The sequence below is a fragment of the Yoonia sp. genome, from assembly GCF_965660735.1.
In the GTDB taxonomy this organism is placed as follows: domain Bacteria; phylum Pseudomonadota; class Alphaproteobacteria; order Rhodobacterales; family Rhodobacteraceae; genus Yoonia.
This window is the reverse complement of sequence record NZ_CBFIBD010000050.1, coordinates 1-17,316: the sequence shown is the minus strand read 5'-3', so window position 1 is coordinate 17,316 and position 17,316 is coordinate 1. Positions and strand designations below refer to the sequence as shown.

The window sequence follows — 17,316 nt, the reverse complement described above, 5'->3', positions numbered from 1 at the left end:
TCCATGAAATGCAGGTGCCCTTTGGCGCCCCGTGGCGGGCCGCAGGCCGGTTCCATCGCTGATCATTTTATAGAAAAAACAACGCGGGTGCATTTCGGGAAATAAGATGCGACCGAGAGGAAGACGGGATGAATACGCAAGATACCGATAGCCAGCGTCAGGTCACGGGCCAGGTAAAGTGGTTTGATCCGGCAAAGGGATTCGGATTTGTGATTGCCGACCTTGGTGGTCCGGACATTCTCTTGCACGCGAATGTGCTGCGGAATTTCGGGCAGGGGTCGGTCGTGGACGGATCGGCGATAGAGATTCTGGTGCAGGATACGCAGCGCGGTCTTCAGGCAACACAGGTGTTGACGATCACGCCACCCAAGACCGAAACCGCCGTTCCGCTGCGGGACATGGTCGAATTTACCGCAGAAGATATCGCGGAATGCCCGATCGAGCCTGCGCGCGTAAAGTGGTTCGACAAGGCCAAGGGGTTCGGATTTGCCAATGTTTTCGGCAATGCCGAAGATGTCTTTATTCATGTCGAGGTTTTGCGCCGCTCAGGGCTGTCTGATCTGCAATCGGGCGAGGCGGTTGGCTTGCGGCTGGTGGATGGCGAGCGCGGCCGGATGGCGATTGATGTCATCGGCTGGGAGGTTGCCGCAAAGTGAATTTGCGCAGCATGATCGGTTGGCCTTTCGCGGCTTTGCTGGCTGTCGTTGCACAACCGCTTTGGGCGGAATGTGCGCCGGACAAAGTCACAATCACAGGGGATTGGGGCAAGGCCAATTTTGCCGTACAGGTCGCCGATGATCCCGCTGAACGTGCCCAAGGGCTTATGTTTGTCGAGAAAATGCCGATGTTGTCGGGCATGTTGTTCATTTATGAACGGCCGCAATCGGTCAGCTTTTGGATGAAAAACACGCTCATTCCACTTGATATGCTGTTTGTCAGCCCCCAAGGCAGGGTGTTGGCCCTGCATGAAAATGCAGTGCCCGGCGATCTGACACCGATCCCCGGCGGGGAAGGTGTGCAGATGGTGCTTGAAATCAACGGCGGGCTGGCTGCGCGGCTGGGCGTTGGTGTTGGCGATGTTTTGCAGCATCCCAGCTTTGGACCTGACGCAATTTTGCCTTGTGGCAAAAAGACTGACAGTTAGGGCTTTTCAAATCACTTCACTGGGGCTAAGACGACCTCGGATCGGGGCGTAGCGCAGCCTGGTAGCGCATCTGTTTTGGGAACAGAGGGTCGGGAGTTCGAATCTCTCCGCCCCGACCACTTACCGCAAACTTTCCAGGGTTGCGGAATTGCCATCAGGACATGTCACCAACCACGATAGGATGACGAATTGTCATCTTTGACCATCGTCCGGTGGTGACATCACCTGTGATGCAGCTGGGGTTAAACCCCTGTTAATATTCCTTAACATTTTTGCGCTTGGCGGGATGTGTGCTCATCCTGATTCTGAGCTTTTGTGGTTAAAGCCGCCGAAAGAAACGGTTTCTGGCCGTGCGGCGCAGTGCATGCGTTGTGGACAACCCGGTGGATGAATCGGGCTGGGCAGCACGTCTGTTGTGATATGGGAGACGTCAACAGATTTAATCTGTATTTTGTGTTAAATATCCGTTGACCCACTAGCCCTAGTTGCGCCAATTTGTGCGAGCCGGACAGCATACCACCATATGTGGTGTCGGCGCGGGAACCATATTTCGAAATACGCGCACTGCGCGCCAGATGGCCGTCAGCCTTATCTGGCTTTGCAAGGGTTCGACAAAGACCAGTCGGGGAACGCCGACACTTTAAACGTTCACCGCCACAGGATGGCGATAAAATCAGGTTTGACGCCGCAACGACGGCGCGAAAAGCAAGGGGCAGAGCCAATGAAAATCGAACGGAATTTCACGACAGCGGAACAGGGCGCATACGGCGCATTGGAATTCAAGACCACGACATCCGAGATTCGCAACCCGGACGGGACGATCGTGTTCAAGCTGGATAATTGTGAAATTCCGGGCGGCTGGAGCCAGGTCGCATCCGACGTGATCGCGCAGAAGTATTTCCGCAAGGCGGGCGTGCCCTCGGCTGTCAAGAAGGTCAAGGAAAAGGGCGTTCCAGAATTTCTGTGGCGGTCCGAGCCTGCAAAGGGCGCGACATTCGGCGGTGAAACGTCCGCCAAGCAAGTGTTCGACCGTCTGGCGGGTGCGTGGGCCTATTGGGGTTGGAAGGGCGGCTATTTCACGACCGAGGAAGATGCCCGCACCTATTTCGACGAAATGCGCTATATGTTGGCCACCCAACGGGCCGCGCCCAACAGCCCGCAGTGGTTCAACACCGGTCTGCACTGGGCGTACGGCATCGACGGCCCGGCACAGGGGCACTATTACGTCGATTACCAAACCGGCGAGCTGACCAAATCCGCCAGCAGCTATGAACACCCGCAGCCGCACGCCTGTTTTATCCAGTCCGTCGGTGACGATCTGGTGAACGAAGGCGGGATCATGGACCTTTGGGTCCGTGAAGCGCGTCTGTTCAAATACGGATCGGGCACCGGCACCAACTTTTCCAGCCTGCGCGGCGAGGGCGAGGCGCTGTCGGGTGGCGGCAAATCATCCGGGTTGATGGGGTTCCTGAAAATCGGTGACCGCGCAGCTGGGGCCATCAAGTCGGGCGGAACGACGCGCCGCGCTGCCAAGATGGTGATCGTCGATGCCGATCACCCCGATATCGAGGAATTCATTAACTGGAAGGTGATCGAAGAGCAGAAGGTTGCCTCCATCGTCGCCGGGTCCAAGATGCACGCGCGTTACCTGAACGCTATTTTTGCCGCGATCAAGGCCTGGGACGGCGAGTCGGTAGCCGCCTATGACCCCAAGACAAACGATACGCTGGCCGCCGCTGTGAAAGACGCGAAACGGTCGGCCATTCCGGAAACCTATATCAAACGCGTGCTGGATTACGCAAAGCAGGGGTTCGACAGCATCGAATTTCCCACCTACGACACCGATTGGGATTCGGAGGCTTATTCGTCCGTGTCCGGCCAGAACTCCAACAACTCGATCCGCGTCACCGATGCCTTCCTGAAGGCCGTCGAGAATGACGAAAACTGGAAGCTGATCAACCGTAAGAACGGTGAGGTCGCCAAGATCATCAAGGCCCGCGATCTGTGGGAACAGGTGGGTCATGCCGCATGGGCCTGTGCCGATCCGGGCATCCAGTATCACGACACCGTCAACGCTTGGCATACCTGCCCAGAAGACGGCGCGATCCGCGGGTCGAACCCTTGTTCGGAATACATGTTCCTCGATGACACGGCCTGCAACCTTGCGTCGATGAACCTGCTGACCTTTTACAAGGACGGGGAATTCCAGGTCGAAGACTACATGCACGCCACCCGCCTGTGGACTGTGACACTGGAAATCAGCGTGATGATGGCGCAGTTCCCGTCCAAGGAAATTGCGCAGCGGTCCTATGATTTCCGCACGCTGGGTCTGGGTTATGCCAATATCGGTGGTCTGCTGATGAACATGGGGTTGGGGTATGACAGCGACGAAGGCCGCGCGATGGGTGCAGCCCTGACCGCAATCATGACCGGCGTATCCTATGCCACATCCGCCGAAATGGCAGGCGAACTGGGCGCATTCCCCGGCTACGCCAAGAACAGCAAACACATGCTGCGCGTCATCCGTAACCACCGGCAGGCCGCACTTGGCAAGAAAACAGGCTATGAAAAGCTGGACGTAAAGCCCGTGCCACTGGATCACGCCAACTGCCCCGACGATCGTCTGGTCGATCTGGCCGTAACCGCATGGGACGAGGCGTTGCACCTTGGTGAGCAGCATGGATTTAGAAACGCGCAGGTCAGCGTCATCGCACCAACCGGCACCATCGGTCTGGTCATGGATTGCGATACCACGGGGATCGAGCCTGATTTTGCGCTGGTGAAATTCAAGAAGCTCGCCGGTGGCGGTTATTTCAAGATCATCAACCAGTCGGTGCCCGCAGCGTTGGAAAAGATGGGCTATGGATCAGCCCAGATCGAGGAAATCATCGCCTATGCGGTGGGCCACGGGTCCATGGGGCAGGCGCCCGCGATCAACCACACCAGCCTGATCGGTCATGGCTTTGGTCAGGCGGAACTGGACAAGGTCGAAGGCGCGCTGCGCTCTGCCTTTGATATCCGTTTTGTGTTCAACCAGTGGACCCTGGGCGAGGATTTCTGCACCAAGACGCTGGGCATCCCGGCCGAAAAGCTGAACGATCCAACCTTTGATCTGCTCCGTCACCTTGGGTATTCCAAGCAGGATATCGAGGCCGCCAACGACCACGTCTGTGGCACCATGACACTGGAAGGCGCGCCATTCCTGTCGGAAGATCACTATCACGTCTTTGACTGCGCCAACCCATGCGGCAAGAAAGGCAAACGTTATCTGAGCGTTGACAGCCACATCTACATGATGGCCGCGGCACAGTCGTTCATCTCTGGCGCGATTTCCAAGACGATCAACATGCCCAATGACGCCACGATCGAGGATTGCCAGAAAGCGTATGAACTGTCGTGGTCCTTGGGGGTCAAGGCGAACGCGCTGTATCGTGACGGATCGAAACTGTCGCAGCCGCTCGCATCTGCGCTGGTCGAAGATGACGACGACGCGATGGAGGTGCTGGAAAGCGGCAACCACCACGAAAAAGCCGCCGTGCTGGCCGAAAAGATCGTCGAAAAGATCATTATCCAGGAGGTCCGCAACCGCGAACGCGAAAAGATGCCGCAGCGCCGCAAGGGTTATACCCAAAAGGCCATCGTGGGCGGGCACAAGGTTTATCTGCGCACCGGTGAATACGAAAGCGGCCAGTTGGGCGAGATTTTCATCGACATGCACAAGGAAGGTGCCGGTTTCCGTGCGATGATGAACAATTTTGCCATCGCCGTGTCCGTGGGCCTGCAATACGGTGTGCCGCTGGAAGAATTCGTCGATGCCTTTACATTCACGAAATTCGAACCGGCGGGCATGGTGCAGGGCAACGACAGCATCAAGAACGCAACCTCGATCCTTGATTACATCTTCCGCGAGCTGGCCGTCAGCTATCTGGACCGCACCGATCTGGCGCACGTCAAGCCCGAAGGTGCATCCTTTGATGACATCGGGCGCGGCGAGGAAGAGGGCGTCTCCAACATCCAGACGCCAACCGAAAGCGCCGCCTCGCGGTCGCTGGAGGTGCTGAAACAGATCAGTTCGACCGGCTATCTGCGCAAGCGGATGCCGCAGGACCTGTTCGTCCTGCAAGGCGGTCTGGAAACAGCCCGCGCCACCGGCACCGATACATCCGCCGCGATAAAGACGCTGGTGGCGGAAACATCGACCGCCATCGCCACAGGCACCGTCAGCCTGTCCGCCCGCGACAAGGCGCGCATGCAAGGCTACGAGGGTGACCCCTGTGGCGAATGTGGCAACTACACACTGGTGCGCAATGGCACCTGCATGAAGTGCAACACATGTGGCGGGACGTCAGGGTGTAGCTGAGGAGAGAACAGAATCCGGGGCGGGTGCGCTCGCCCCTGGCGCGGATCGGGCCGCAGGCAAAAAACCGGGCGGTATATAAAGAGTGAGCCTGATCAGCGAAACTATGGGGGGACTTCGGTCCTCCCTTTTTTCGTTTCGACAGACGGCGGGGCGGACTCCGCCATTGGCTGCGCCAATCGCGCTGTCCTTGGACGTTGAATGCTTTGCATTCACCGGTGATCAGCGAAACTATGGGGTCCCTTCGGGGGCCCCTTTTTTCAGCCGCGGGGAATGTCGAACCCCGGTGCGGCCAGTGTAAAGCCGGAAAAATCGAACCCCGGCGACACGGTGCAGCCCACCAGCGTCCAGTCGCCCGTGGTGCGGGCGGCCTGCCAGTGCTGTTCCGGCACGATCAGTTGCGGCGCTTGGCCTGCGGCCAGATCGGGGCCAAGCGTCAGGTCCTGCGCCGGTCCAGCGTCACCCGCCGCCAGCGACAGGATCAGCGGCGCACCTGCGTAATAGTGCCAGATTTCCACCGCATCGACGCGGTGCCAATGGCTGGCCTGTCCGCCCTTCAGCAGGAAATAAATGCAGGTGCCCGTCGGGCGGCCGGTATTTTCGGCCACCCACGTCTGGCGATAAAACCCGCCCTCGGGATGGGGGGCAAGGTTCAGGTGGGCGATGATGTCGTCGGCGGTCACTTCAGGATCGACCGCCCGGCATAAACGGCGGTTTCGCCCAGCATTTCCTCGATTCGGATCAGCTGGTTGTATTTCGCCAGCCGGTCGGAGCGCGACAGCGACCCGGTCTTGATCTGGCCGCAGTTCGTGGCGACGGCAAGGTCGGCGATGGTCGCATCCTCGGTTTCGCCAGACCGGTGCGACATCACGTTGGTGTAACGCGCGCGGTGCGCCATATCGACGGCTTGCAGCGTTTCTGTCAGTGTGCCGATTTGGTTGACCTTGACCAGCATGGAATTGGCGCAGCCACCGGCGATGCCGTCGGCAAGACGGGCGGGGTTGGTCACGAACAGGTCGTCGCCGACCAGCTGGACCTTGTCACCGATCATGTCGGTCAGGATCTTCCAACCTGCCCAGTCATCCTCGGACATGCCGTCCTCGATGCTGATGATGGGATAGTCGTTGACCAGGTTGGCCAGATACTCGGCGTTCTGCTGGCTGGTCAGCGATACACCTTCGCCGTCCATTTCGTATTTGCCGTTCTCGTAATATTCGGTCGCCGCACAATCGAGCGCCAGATAGATGTCCTGCCCCGGCACATAACCCGCCTTGGTGATCGCCGTCATGATGAAATCAAGTGCGGCGCGCGTGGACCCGATATTTGGGGCAAAGCCGCCTTCGTCGCCGATACCGGTGTTGTGGCCGGCCGCACTCAGTTCCTTTTTCAGGGTGTGAAACACCTCGGAGCCCATGCGCACGGCCTCGCGGATGTTCGCGGCGGACACGGGCATGATCATGAATTCCTGAATGTCGATCGGGTTGTCGGCATGTTCGCCGCCGTTGATAATGTTCATCATTGGCACGGGCAGGGTGCGGGCCGATGTGCCGCCGATATAGCGGTAAAGCGGTTGCGCGGTATATTCCGCCGCCGCCTTGGCCACCGCTAGCGATACGCCAAGGATCGCATTGGCGCCCAGTCGCGCCTTGTTGGGGGTGCCGTCCAGTTCGATCATCGCCATGTCGATGCTGACCTGTTCGGTCGCGTCATAGCCTAGGATCGCTTGGGCGATTTCGCCGTTCACGGCGGCGACTGCCTCCAGCACGCCCTTGCCCAGATAGCGTGACTTGTCGCCGTCACGTTTTTCAACCGCTTCATGTGCGCCGGTGGATGCGCCCGATGGAACGGCGGCGCGGCCCATGGTGCCGTCTTCCAGAATCACGTCAACCTCGACCGTGGGGTTGCCCCGGCTGTCCAGAATTTCGCGGGCATGGATGTCGATGATGGTGCTCATGGGATGCTCCTTTGGGAGAGGGATGGTAGCGGTATCAGGGGTTCTATACCGTGGGTTGGCCTGCAAGGGAAGCGCGGCGCAGACGTGATTCGCGCCACAGTGTATAGGTGCCGGATGTGACAATGATTGCAGCGCCGATCAGTGTCAGCGCGTCGGGTTTTTCGCCAAAGACCAGCACGCCGATGAACAGCGCGAAAATCAGCCGCGAATAGCGGAAGGGTGCAATCACCGACATATCCCCGATCCGCGTCGCGGCGACCAGCGTGTAATAAGCGGCAACGCCGATCACGACAGCGCCGCTGATCCGCATCATGTTTACGGCATCGGGCATCACCATGCCGGCATCCCCCAGCCACAGCACCACGGCCCCCGTGGGCACGATCACCGCAAAGGCATAGGTGGACAACTGCCGCGATGTGATCGTGGCGGGGATACGCCGTGTGGCCAGATCGCGGATCGCCAGCCCGATCACGCCCTGCACCGCAAACAGGGAATTAATGTCAAACCCTTGCAGACCCGGCCGGATCACCAGCAAGACCCCGCAAAGCCCGGTCAAAATGGCCAGCCAGCGCCGCCAGCCCACGGTTTCCCCCAGAAACAGCGCGGCCCCCAGCGTGACGGCCAGCGGCGTTGCCTGTAAAATGGCCGAGGCCGATGAAATCGGCGTCAGCGCGATGGCTGTGACGAAACCCATGGTGCCCACGATCTCGCCCGCGTTACGCAAGATCACCGCCGGATGCGCCAGATCGCGTGACCACAGCCTGTCGCCATAGGCCCGCGCGATCACCGCGAACACCAGCGCGCCGCCAATGCCCAGCACGATCAGGATCTGCCCGACAGGAAGGGCACCTGCCATTTTCTTGATGAACATGTCCTCGAACGCAAATCCCATCATCGCCAGAACCATCAGCGCGCTGCCGCGAATGTTGTCCAAGATTTATGCGTCCTTGTCAGTCAGAGGCAGGCCATACAGTTCCAGCCGGTGCCCCATCAGCCGGTACCCCAGCTTGGCCGCGATCCGTTCCTGCAATGCTTCGATCTCGGGATCGACGAATTCGATCACCTCGCCGGTATGCATGTCGATCAGATGGTCGTGGTGGTCGCGGTCGGTGGTTTCGTAACGCGCGCGCCCGTCACCGAATTCGTGCTTTTCCAGAATGCCGGATTCTTCGAAAAGCTTGACCGTGCGATAGACTGTCGCCAGCGAGATCCGCGGGTCGGCGGCAGAGGCGCGGTGATACAGTTCCTCGACATCGGGGTGGTCGTCGGACGCTTCCAGCACGGCCGCGATGGTGCGCCGCTGGTCGGTCATGCGCAGGCCCTGCGCCTCGCATCTGGAAAGAATGGTGTCAGTCATGCCGCATCCGCTGCTGTGTTGCCGCCGTGATAGCGCCCTTGACCGGGGGTTTCCAGCCCCGCAGGTTTTGGGCGCACCAGCTTAGTAGACAAGTCGCCCCTCCATCGTGCGGACGGCGTTACCGCTGATGGTGATCGTCACGGGAACGGTCGCCTGTGTGCGCGCGTGGATATATGACGGACGGCCCATCGTCACGCCTTGGGTGATCGTCAGATCCTGCCCCGCACCCAGCGTTTCGGTCAGCAAAGCGGCCAGCGTGGCGGCGGCACTGCCGGTGGCGGGGTCTTCGGTGATGTTGTCCAGCGGGGCGAACATGCGCGCATCAACGCGGGCCTTGTCGCGCACATAAGGATAAAGCGCGAAATCCAGCCCGCCGGGATAGCGCGCTGCACCTGCGCGGATATGGTCCAGCATGGGCTGGCAGCGCTCCAGATCATGCAGGCTGGCCAGTTCCGCGATGACAAAGGGCAGACCAAGGCTGGCTTGAACAGGGGCGTGCGTATCGATGCGGATCGCCGTTTCCGGCAGCCCAAGCGCTGCGGCGACCAGCGTGATATCGGGGGTGGCGATCCGTTCCAACGGGGTGCCGACGATGAATGCCGCCCCGCTTGCGTGGGTGCTGACCGGGATCGGGCCGATGCCCAGTTCCAGCACCATATCCGCGCCGTGCCCCAGATCGCGCAGCGCAATCGCCGTGCCGATGGTCGGATGACCTGCAAATGGGATCTCCATCGTCGGCGTAAATATGCGCACGCGCGCGGTATGCGCCGGATCAACGGGCGGATAGACGAATGTGGCTTCGGAAAAATTGAACTCTGCCGTGATGCGCTGCAAATCATGCTCGGGCAGGGCAGTCGCATCAGGAACCACGGCCAGCTGATTGCCGCCAAAGGGCGTATCGGTAAAGACATCGTAGACAAGATATGCGGTCATGGCGTTCCCCTCTGGCTATTCAGATCAGGCGTAGCATCGCGATGTGTCCGGTGCCAACAGCTTAGAACCCCGGCAGGCGCAACCACGTGCCGCCCAGCGGTCTGATGACAGCGCCGCAGCCGATCTTGAAACGGGCCAGACCGGGTGCGTTTTCGGTATCGACCGCGCCAAGATCCAGCCGGGTGAATCCGCGTTCGGCGAACAGATTGGCGGCTTTCATCAGCAACAGATGATGGGCGGCAAGGGTGCGCCCTGTGCCGCCGTTCCAGCCGATGTGATAGGTGGCGACGGGAGCGTGCAACAAAAACAGCATTGCGGCGACAGGTTGGCCACAGGTGTTGGCCGTCAGCACCTCGGCGCCATCGGGGTTTGCTGCCGCATAGCTGTGCAGGACCGGCTGCGGCAGGGCGCGATAGCGCTTGGCGCGTTGTTGCGCCAGATCTGCGGCCAGCAGCCAATCATGCCAGAGCGGATCGAAACGGGCGGTTTCCACCGTCAGCGGTGATGTCTGCGCCTTGCGCCAGATATTGCGCCACTTGCCATGCGCATTTGCAATGCGGTCGGTTGCAGTGCCGGTCAGGTCAAGTTCGGCAACATGTGCCGGGGTCATGACCTGCCGAAACCCGGCATGGCGCAGGACCGCGTTGCCGGTCGCGTCATCGTTCAAAAGGGTGATTTTTGCCGCGCGCAGGGCGGACACCTGCACATCAGGTGTGGTCGCAGGGTCCCATATTGGCCCGCGCGAGACAAGGTTCACGCCAAACCGTCTGATCCGCAGCAGGGGTGCCGCACCGGGCACGGCAAGACGATCCACCTTTGCGCCCAAACCTGCCAGCGCCGCGCCAAAACGCGGATGTTGTTGCAGGGGAAGACCGAGGGCATTTTCCATGCCCCCGTTAAGCCATTTGAAACCTAAGACGGCGTTAATGGTGCCATGACACAGAAAAAATCAGTTTCCGGTATCACGGCCACTGCGCCGCGCCCCACCATTTTGGGCGCGGCTGTCGTGGCCGCGATCATCACATTCCCGATTGGCGTGACGATCCAGGTGATTGCGCTGATCCTGCTTTAGCCCAGCTGCACCAGTGCATGGCGTTTCTTGCCCGCGCTCAGCTTGATCGGGGCGGACAGGGCGGCGGCATCCACCATCAGCCCGGCATCGGTCAGCGGGGCGTCATTCAGCCGCGCGCCGTTTTCCGCGATCAGGCGCTTGGCCTCTTTGCCGCTGCCGGCCAGTCCCGCGCGCACGATCAGTTGCACGATGGATATGCCATCGCCCAGTTCGTCCGCACTCAGCGTCAGGGTGGGCAGGTCATCGCCGACACCGCCCTTTTCGAAAACCTCGCGGGCGGTCGCTTCGGCGGTTTTGGCGGCCTCGGCCCCGTGCAGCAAGGTCGTGACCTCGTTGGCAAGGATGATCTTGGCGGCGTTGATCTCGGACCCCGCCAGCGCACCCAAGCGGTCGCATTCCTCGACAGGCAGTTCCGTATAAAGTTTCAGGAAACGCCCGGTATCGGCGTCGGTGGTGTTGCGCCAGAATTGCCAGAACTCATATGGCGACAGCATGTCGGCATTCAGCCAGATTGCACCCGATTGCGATTTGCCCATCTTCTTGCCGTCGCTGGTGGTCAGCAAGGGCGAGGTCAAGCCGTAAATCTCGTGGTCCAGCACCCGGCGGGTCAGGTCGATCCCGTTCACGATATTGCCCCACTGGTCCGACCCGCCCATCTGCAACAGGCAGCCATAGCGGCGGTTCAGTTCCAGAAAATCATAGGCCTGCAAAATCATGTAGTTGAATTCAAGAAACGAGAGCGATTGTTCCCGGTCCAGCCGCGATTTGACGGATTCAAACGACAGCATCCGGTTGATCGAGAAATGCCGCCCGATGTCGCGCAGGAAATCGAGGTATTTCAGATCATCCAGCCATTCGGCGTTATCCAGCATCATGGCACCGGTTGGTGCATCGCTGTAATCCAGATAGGCGGCAAACACCTTTTGGATCCCCGCGATATTCGCGGCAATCTGGTCCGGTCCCAGCAATGGGCGTTCATCCGACCGGAACGACGGATCACCCACCTTGGTCGTGCCCCCGCCCATCAGCGTGATCGGCTTGTGGCCTGTTTTCTGCAACCAGCGCAGCATCATGATCTGGATCAGGCTGCCCACATGCAGCGATTTTGCCGTCGCATCAAACCCGATATAGCCGGGCACGATGCCACGGCTCAATGCCTCGTCCAGCCCCTGATAATCGGTGCAGTCGGCCAGAAAGCCGCGCGTCATCATCACGTTCATGAATTCTGATTTGGGGTGGTAGGTCATGGGCTTGTTCCTGTGGTTCGCACGGTGCACTCTATAAGCAGGACAAGGCGCAAGGGAAAGCGGATGTTGAAATCAGGTGTGATCAGGGCCTTGGGCACCATGTCGGGCACGTCGCTGGACGGGGTGGATGCGGCCGTGATCGAAACCGATGGTGTTGATATCGCAGGGTTTGGCCCAACAGATTACCGTCCATACAGCACACGTGAACGTGCCGTCTTGCGCAATGCGCTTGGCCGTTGGCAGGGCGACGACGTGGCAGAGGCCGCCCTGATCGTCGAGGATGCGCATATCGCGCTGATGGCGGGCTTTGACGGGGTCGATCTGGCGGGGTTTCATGGCCAGACGCTGGCGCATGATCCAGGCGGGCGCGGCACGCATCAGTGCGGCAACGGACAACGGGTGGCCGATGCGTTGGGTTTGCCCGTGGTCTGGGATTTTCGCAGCGCCGATGTGGCAGCAGGCGGGCAGGGCGCACCGCTGGCGCCGTTCTATCATTTTGCGCTGGCCCGCTGGATGGGGGCGGATGCGCCGGTGGTGTTTCTGAACCTTGGCGGCGTCGGTAACCTGACCTGGGTCGATCCGCGGCGTCCTGCACCAGAGTCTATAGGTGCGCTGCTTGCGTTCGACACCGGGCCGGCAAACGCCCCGATCAATGATCTGATGCAGGCCCGGCTGGGGCAAAGCCAAGACGCCGACGGCGCCGTTGCACGCAGGGGGGCGGTCCATCAGTCCATCGTGCAGGCATTTTTGACAGATCCCTATTTCACACGGCCCGCGCCGAAATCGCTGGATCGTGATACATTTGCCGGTCTGGGCGGAATGATCAGCAGCCTGTCGGATGCGGATGCGGCAGCAACCTTGACGGCAATTCCGGTTGCAGCGGTCAAGGCAGGGATCGCGCTGTGCCCGTCGCAGCCTGCGCAGGTGTTTGTCACCGGTGGCGGGCGCAATAACCCCGTGATGATGGCGATGCTGGCCGCGCAACTGCCCTGTTCGGTCGCCCCGGTCGAGGCCGCAGGACTGGATGGCGACATGCTCGAGGCGCAGGCCTTTGGTTATCTTGCTGTGCGGTCCGCGCGTGGGATGCCAATTTCGGCACCTGCAATAACAGGGGTTAATGCCCCGATGACGGGCGGCCGCCTGTCTGGGGCTTTGTGACTGTATTTAAAGCGGTTTTTTTTAATATCGCTTCTTTGGGCTCATAAATTTTCTGTCAACTGATGCCGGTCTACACCGCTCATGAGCGGCCTTTGGCCGACGCGGATTCATGAATTAACCAAAATTCGCCTATCGCTGTCACGCCCTCGTGAGAGGCGTTGAAACCAAGAGCAAAGTTATCACCTGTATTGCGCACGACAACAACTCTTGAAGGAGTAGAAAATGAATAAGGCTATGTATTTTGGACGCACCGTCGCGATCGCACTTCCATTGATCATGGCGGGTAGTTTCGCCACCGCCGGTGGTCTGGCTGAACCCGTTGAAACCGTGGAGCCCGTAACAGTCATGACACCGGCACCTGTGCGCGTGTCTGGCTCTGACTGGACAGGGTTCTACGCGGGTGCACAGCTGGGGTATGGCCAGCTTGAGGCTGATCCTGCACTGGATCCGACTGAGCCTGATGGCGCGATCTATGGTGTCCACGCCGGTTACCGCTATGACCTTGGAAATATTGTACTGGGTGCGGAACTTGATTTTGACGGAACAGAAATCGAAGTCACCAATCCCGCACTTGAACTTGACTCGATTTTCCGGGCCAAACTGAGCGCAGGCTATGATGCCGGTGCGTTCCTCCCCTATCTGACGGCGGGTTATGTTGAAGCTGAAACATCTGGTGCGGCTGACGGCACGACCGATGGCGATTTCTACGGTCTGGGCGTTGCATACAAGATGAACAACAACCTGATCATCGGTGGTGAAGTGCTCCAGCACGACTTTGACGGCGGTGTGCTTGGTGGTGCAAACCTTGAAGCAACAACCGCAACCGCACGGGTGTCGTTCCAGTTCTGATCTGGCGCTTCACATCATAAGGCATCCGGTGGCGCACTGTCCCTTTCCCCGAGCATGCAATGACATCGGGTGTCTTGAAAGGGTCCGCAGCATTACTGCGGGCCCTTTTCTATACACGGCCTGCGTGTTTCAACGGGGTGCCTTGCACCTGCTGGCAAAACGCACCAACCTGCGCAGCGCATCGACATAGCGGTCATCGTCGATCGTCATCGCCACCCGGATATGACCGGCGGCACCATCTCCGAAACTTTCACCGGGCATCACCGCGATATGTTCCGCATCCAGCAAGGCATCGGCGAAATCCGCGCTGGTCAGGCCCGTGGCGCGGATATCCAGCATTGCATACATGGCCCCCTCCACCGGCAAGGCGCGGATCATATTCTGGCCCTCGAGTGTTCGCAGGGTCAATGCGCGGCGACGGCGAAACGGCGCTGCGACTGTTTCTTCAACGTCCGCACCCTGTTTGAGGGCGAATTCGGCCGCGTCCTGAATGAAACCCGGCACGCCATATGTGGTATGGGTCGCGAGGTTCAAAAGATGGGCAATCACATGTTCAGGCGCGCAGACCCAGCCGATGCGGCTGCCGGTCATGGCATGGCTTTTCGACATCGACCCGACCACCAGCGTGCGGTCGGTCATGCCGGGCAGGGCGCGCGGGCTGATATGCATGCCTTCCCAGACCTGGGTGTCATAAACCTCGTCCGAGATCAGCCACAGGTCGTGATCCTGACAGACGCGTGCGATATTGCTCAGGGTTTGCGGGGAATAGACCGCGCCGGTGGGGTTGTTGGGCGTGTTGATCAACAGCGACACAGCACCGGGGGCGGCGGCGGCGATGTCCGCGGCGGTGGGTTGAAACGCCCTGTCAGGTGACGTGACAATGGCCCGCGGCATGGCCCCCACCGCCCGGATCGTGCCGGGGTAGGTAACATAATAAGGGTCGATGAACAGCGCGGTATCGCCCTGATCGCAAACGGCCATATGCGCCGCAAACAGCCCCGACTGCCCGCCGGGGGTGACAAGGATATTTGCAGATGTCGTCGGCACGCCTGTCCGTGCGGTGATCCGTGCCGCAATCGTGGCCCGCAGGCTGTCGGTGCCCGGCACCGTGGCATAGCCGGTGTGCCCGTCCATGGCCGATGCCTGCATGGCCCCCAGAATATCGGGATGGGTGCGGATATCATGTTCGCCGATGCTCAGTTCGGTGACAGGGATGCCGGCGGCAATCATCCGGCGGGCGCGATAGAACACGTCCCACCCGTCAGAACCGCCGCCGGTGATAGATGTGATGCGTGATGACAGTTTCATGGCGCGCAGGGGAACGGCGAAAACGGGGAAATGTCAATCTGGCAAGGTGGTCAGAGCGGGCGAGAGACTGGACGGATCGCGGGCGGCCTGCTAAGTCGGTGGATATGACGTGCAATGGCATCATTATCTGCTGCATTATTTCCTGCTGACATCAGTCGCGGGCCGCTCTTTCACGTTTCATTCAGAACCCGAAATTGCTAAGCCCGCCGGCGTAACCCCGTGCGTGAGGCATTATGACGACGATCAGGCTCCAGAATACGAAAACCCGCCAGCGCGAGGATTTCGTGCCCATCGACCCGAAAAACGTGCGGATGTATCTGTGCGGCCCCACGGTCTATGACCGTGCGCATCTGGGCAATTCGCGCAATGTGCTTGTGTTTGACGTTCTGTTCCGGCTGCTGCGCCATGTTTACGGCCCCGATCACGTCATTTACGTGCGTAACTTTACCGACGTGGACGACAAGATCAACGCGCGCGCGGCAGAAACCGGGCGGGCGATTGGCGATATCACGGCGGAAACCATCGGCTGGTATCACGACGACATGGACGCGCTGGGGGCGTTGCGCCCCACCCATGAACCCCGCGCGACCGATTACATCGCCCAGATGATCACCATGATCGCCGACCTGATCGACAAGGGCCATGCTTATGCGGCTGACGGTCATGTGCTGTTTGCGGTCGAAAGCTATGAAAACTATGGCGCGCTGTCTGGCCGGTCGATCGACGATATGATCGCCGGTGCGCGGGTCGAGGTTGCGCCCTACAAACGGAACCCGATGGATTTCGTGTTGTGGAAACCCTCTGCCGATGGCCAGCCCGGTTGGTCCAGCCCGTGGGGCTATGGGCGGCCCGGTTGGCACATCGAATGTTCTGCGATGTCGTATGAATTGCTGGGCGAGACATTCGACATCCACGGTGGCGGCAACGACCTGATGTTTCCGCATCATGAAAACGAGATCGCGCAAAGCGCCTGCGCCCATCCGCATGGCGAGTTCGCCCGCTATTGGATCCATAACGAGATGTTGCAGGTCGAGGGCAAGAAGATGTCCAAATCCCTGGGAAACTTCTTTACCATCCGCGATCTGCTGGATCAGGGCCTTCACGGCGCGCTGATCCGGCTGGTGATGCTGGGCACGCATTACGGCAAGACGATGGATTGGACAGAGGCGCGCCGTGTCGAGGCGGACGGCACCCTGCGCAAGTGGTATGGCATCCTGCATGGGCACAGCTTTGGCCCCGACCTGATCCGTGCGCTGCGCGCGGATGGCAAATGGGGTCCGGATGCGGAATTCCTCGGTGTGCTGGCCAATGACCTGAACACCCCCGGCGCGCTGGCGCGGCTGCATGTGCTGTCCAAGGGCAAAACGCCCGCTGCATTGGCCGGTTTTGCCCATGGGCTGGAGATGCTGGGGCTTGTGAATGACTGGGCGCGGATCCCGATGTTTGACGGGGGCGAGGCGGGACCGGCGGTTGCACCTGCCATTGCCGCCCGTGTTGATGCGCTGTTGGCGGATCGGGCAGCGGCCCGCGCAGCCAAGGATTGGGCCCGCGCCGACGATGTGCGCGATATCCTGAATGCGGCAGGTGTGCAGGTCACCGATGTGGGCGGGCAGGCGACATGGAAGCCCGGGCCGGATTTCGATGCGGCACAGCTGGGTGATCTGTGATGAAGAATTTTCGCGAAAATTCTTCATCATGGCGCAAAAGTTCAACTGAAATTTTGGGTTTCGCGCAATGAGCAAGGACCGCCTGTATCTTTTCGACACCACATTGCGCGACGGCGCGCAGACGCAGGGCGTGCAGTTTTCCAGCGATGAAAAGCACCAGATTGCTGCTGTGCTGGACGGTTTGGGGGTCGATTATATCGAAGGTGGCTGGCCCGGCGCCAACCCCACCGACACGGTGTTTTTTGCCCAGCCTCCCAAGACGCGCGCGAG

Annotated in this window: 15 protein-coding genes, 1 tRNA gene and 1 pseudogene; 9 read left to right on the top strand and 8 right to left on the bottom strand. The window is 60.0% G+C overall.

The window, feature by feature from the left end; all coding sequences use genetic code 11:
• Positions 1 to 128: 128 nt before the first annotated feature.
• The 4 genes from ACTG4B_RS14160 (at position 129) to ACTG4B_RS14145 (ending at position 5,504) form a co-directional block, all read left to right on the top strand.
• Positions 129 to 656 (top strand): cold-shock protein, encoded by a 528-nt coding sequence (locus tag ACTG4B_RS14160; protein ID WP_439156352.1) that lies wholly within the window; start codon positions 129 to 131, stop codon positions 654 to 656.
• An 11-nt stretch (positions 657 to 667) separates the two neighbouring features.
• Complete coding sequence (locus ACTG4B_RS14155; protein WP_439156351.1) at positions 668 to 1,144, top strand: DUF192 domain-containing protein; 477 nt, start codon at positions 668 to 670, stop codon at positions 1,142 to 1,144.
• Positions 1,145 to 1,186: 42 nt separating this feature from the next.
• Positions 1,187 to 1,263: transfer RNA gene (locus tag ACTG4B_RS14150), tRNA-Pro, on the top strand.
• A 602-nt stretch (positions 1,264 to 1,865) separates the two neighbouring features.
• A complete protein-coding gene (locus ACTG4B_RS14145; protein ID WP_439156350.1) occupies positions 1,866 to 5,504 on the top strand; it encodes a vitamin B12-dependent ribonucleotide reductase in 3,639 nt (1,212 codons plus the stop codon).
• Positions 5,505 to 5,761: 257 nt separating this feature from the next.
• Here the strand turns inward: ACTG4B_RS14145 and ACTG4B_RS14140 are convergent, their stop codons facing one another.
• The 6 genes from ACTG4B_RS14140 to ACTG4B_RS14115 all read right to left on the bottom strand — a co-directional run bounded on the left by ACTG4B_RS14140 (position 5,762) and on the right by ACTG4B_RS14115 (position 10,634).
• Complete coding sequence (locus ACTG4B_RS14140) at positions 5,762 to 6,184, bottom strand: cupin domain-containing protein (protein WP_439156349.1); 423 nt, start codon at positions 6,182 to 6,184, stop codon at positions 5,762 to 5,764.
• Positions 6,181 to 7,455, bottom strand: coding sequence for a phosphopyruvate hydratase (gene eno / locus ACTG4B_RS14135; RefSeq protein WP_439156348.1), 1,275 nt, complete (start codon positions 7,453 to 7,455; stop codon positions 6,181 to 6,183). The genes ACTG4B_RS14140 and eno overlap by 4 nt, the downstream gene beginning before the upstream one ends.
• Before the next feature lie 43 nt (positions 7,456 to 7,498).
• Positions 7,499 to 8,389 (bottom strand): DMT family transporter, encoded by an 891-nt coding sequence (locus ACTG4B_RS14130; protein ID WP_439156347.1) that lies wholly within the window; start codon positions 8,387 to 8,389, stop codon positions 7,499 to 7,501.
• 3 nt (positions 8,390 to 8,392) lie between these two features.
• On the bottom strand, positions 8,393 to 8,812 hold the full coding sequence (locus ACTG4B_RS14125) for a Fur family transcriptional regulator (RefSeq protein WP_439156346.1): 420 nt from the start codon (positions 8,810 to 8,812) through the stop codon (positions 8,393 to 8,395).
• 81 nt (positions 8,813 to 8,893) lie between these two features.
• Entirely contained in the window at positions 8,894 to 9,745 is an 852-nt protein-coding gene (locus ACTG4B_RS14120; RefSeq protein WP_439156345.1) for a PhzF family phenazine biosynthesis protein, read from the bottom strand.
• 61 nt (positions 9,746 to 9,806) lie between these two features.
• The gene (locus ACTG4B_RS14115) at positions 9,807 to 10,634 is read right to left on the bottom strand and encodes a GNAT family N-acetyltransferase (RefSeq protein ID WP_439156344.1); all 828 of its coding nucleotides are present in this window, start codon (positions 10,632 to 10,634) and stop codon (positions 9,807 to 9,809) included.
• 45 nt (positions 10,635 to 10,679) lie between these two features.
• Between ACTG4B_RS14115 and ACTG4B_RS14110 the strand changes: the two genes are divergently transcribed.
• Positions 10,680 to 10,817: a hypothetical protein gene (locus ACTG4B_RS14110; RefSeq protein ID WP_439156343.1), complete on the top strand. Its 138-nt coding sequence runs from the start codon at positions 10,680 to 10,682 to the stop codon at positions 10,815 to 10,817.
• On the opposite strand, the gene tyrS is transcribed toward ACTG4B_RS14110, so the two are convergent.
• Complete coding sequence (gene tyrS / locus ACTG4B_RS14105) at positions 10,814 to 12,064, bottom strand: tyrosine--tRNA ligase (RefSeq protein WP_439156342.1); 1,251 nt, start codon at positions 12,062 to 12,064, stop codon at positions 10,814 to 10,816. The two genes, ACTG4B_RS14110 and tyrS, sit on opposite strands and share 4 nt — an antisense overlap.
• 63 nt (positions 12,065 to 12,127) lie before the next feature.
• On the opposite strand from tyrS, the gene ACTG4B_RS14100 reads away from it, so the two are divergent.
• Positions 12,128 to 13,222: an anhydro-N-acetylmuramic acid kinase gene (locus ACTG4B_RS14100; RefSeq protein WP_439156341.1), complete on the top strand. Its 1,095-nt coding sequence runs from the start codon at positions 12,128 to 12,130 to the stop codon at positions 13,220 to 13,222.
• A 222-nt stretch (positions 13,223 to 13,444) separates the two neighbouring features.
• Complete coding sequence (locus tag ACTG4B_RS14095) at positions 13,445 to 14,071, top strand: outer membrane protein (protein WP_439156340.1); 627 nt, start codon at positions 13,445 to 13,447, stop codon at positions 14,069 to 14,071.
• Positions 14,072 to 14,200: 129 nt separating this feature from the next.
• On the opposite strand, the gene ACTG4B_RS14090 is transcribed toward ACTG4B_RS14095, so the two are convergent.
• Positions 14,201 to 15,379: a pyridoxal phosphate-dependent aminotransferase gene (locus ACTG4B_RS14090; RefSeq protein WP_439156339.1), complete on the bottom strand. Its 1,179-nt coding sequence runs from the start codon at positions 15,377 to 15,379 to the stop codon at positions 14,201 to 14,203.
• A gap of 233 nt (positions 15,380 to 15,612) precedes the next feature.
• On the opposite strand from ACTG4B_RS14090, the gene cysS reads away from it, so the two are divergent.
• Positions 15,613 to 17,046: a cysteine--tRNA ligase gene (gene cysS, locus ACTG4B_RS14085; RefSeq protein WP_439156338.1), complete on the top strand. Its 1,434-nt coding sequence runs from the start codon at positions 15,613 to 15,615 to the stop codon at positions 17,044 to 17,046.
• Positions 17,047 to 17,113: 67 nt separating this feature from the next.
• A pseudogene (locus ACTG4B_RS14080) lies at positions 17,114 to 17,316 on the top strand (citramalate synthase); the annotation flags it as partial.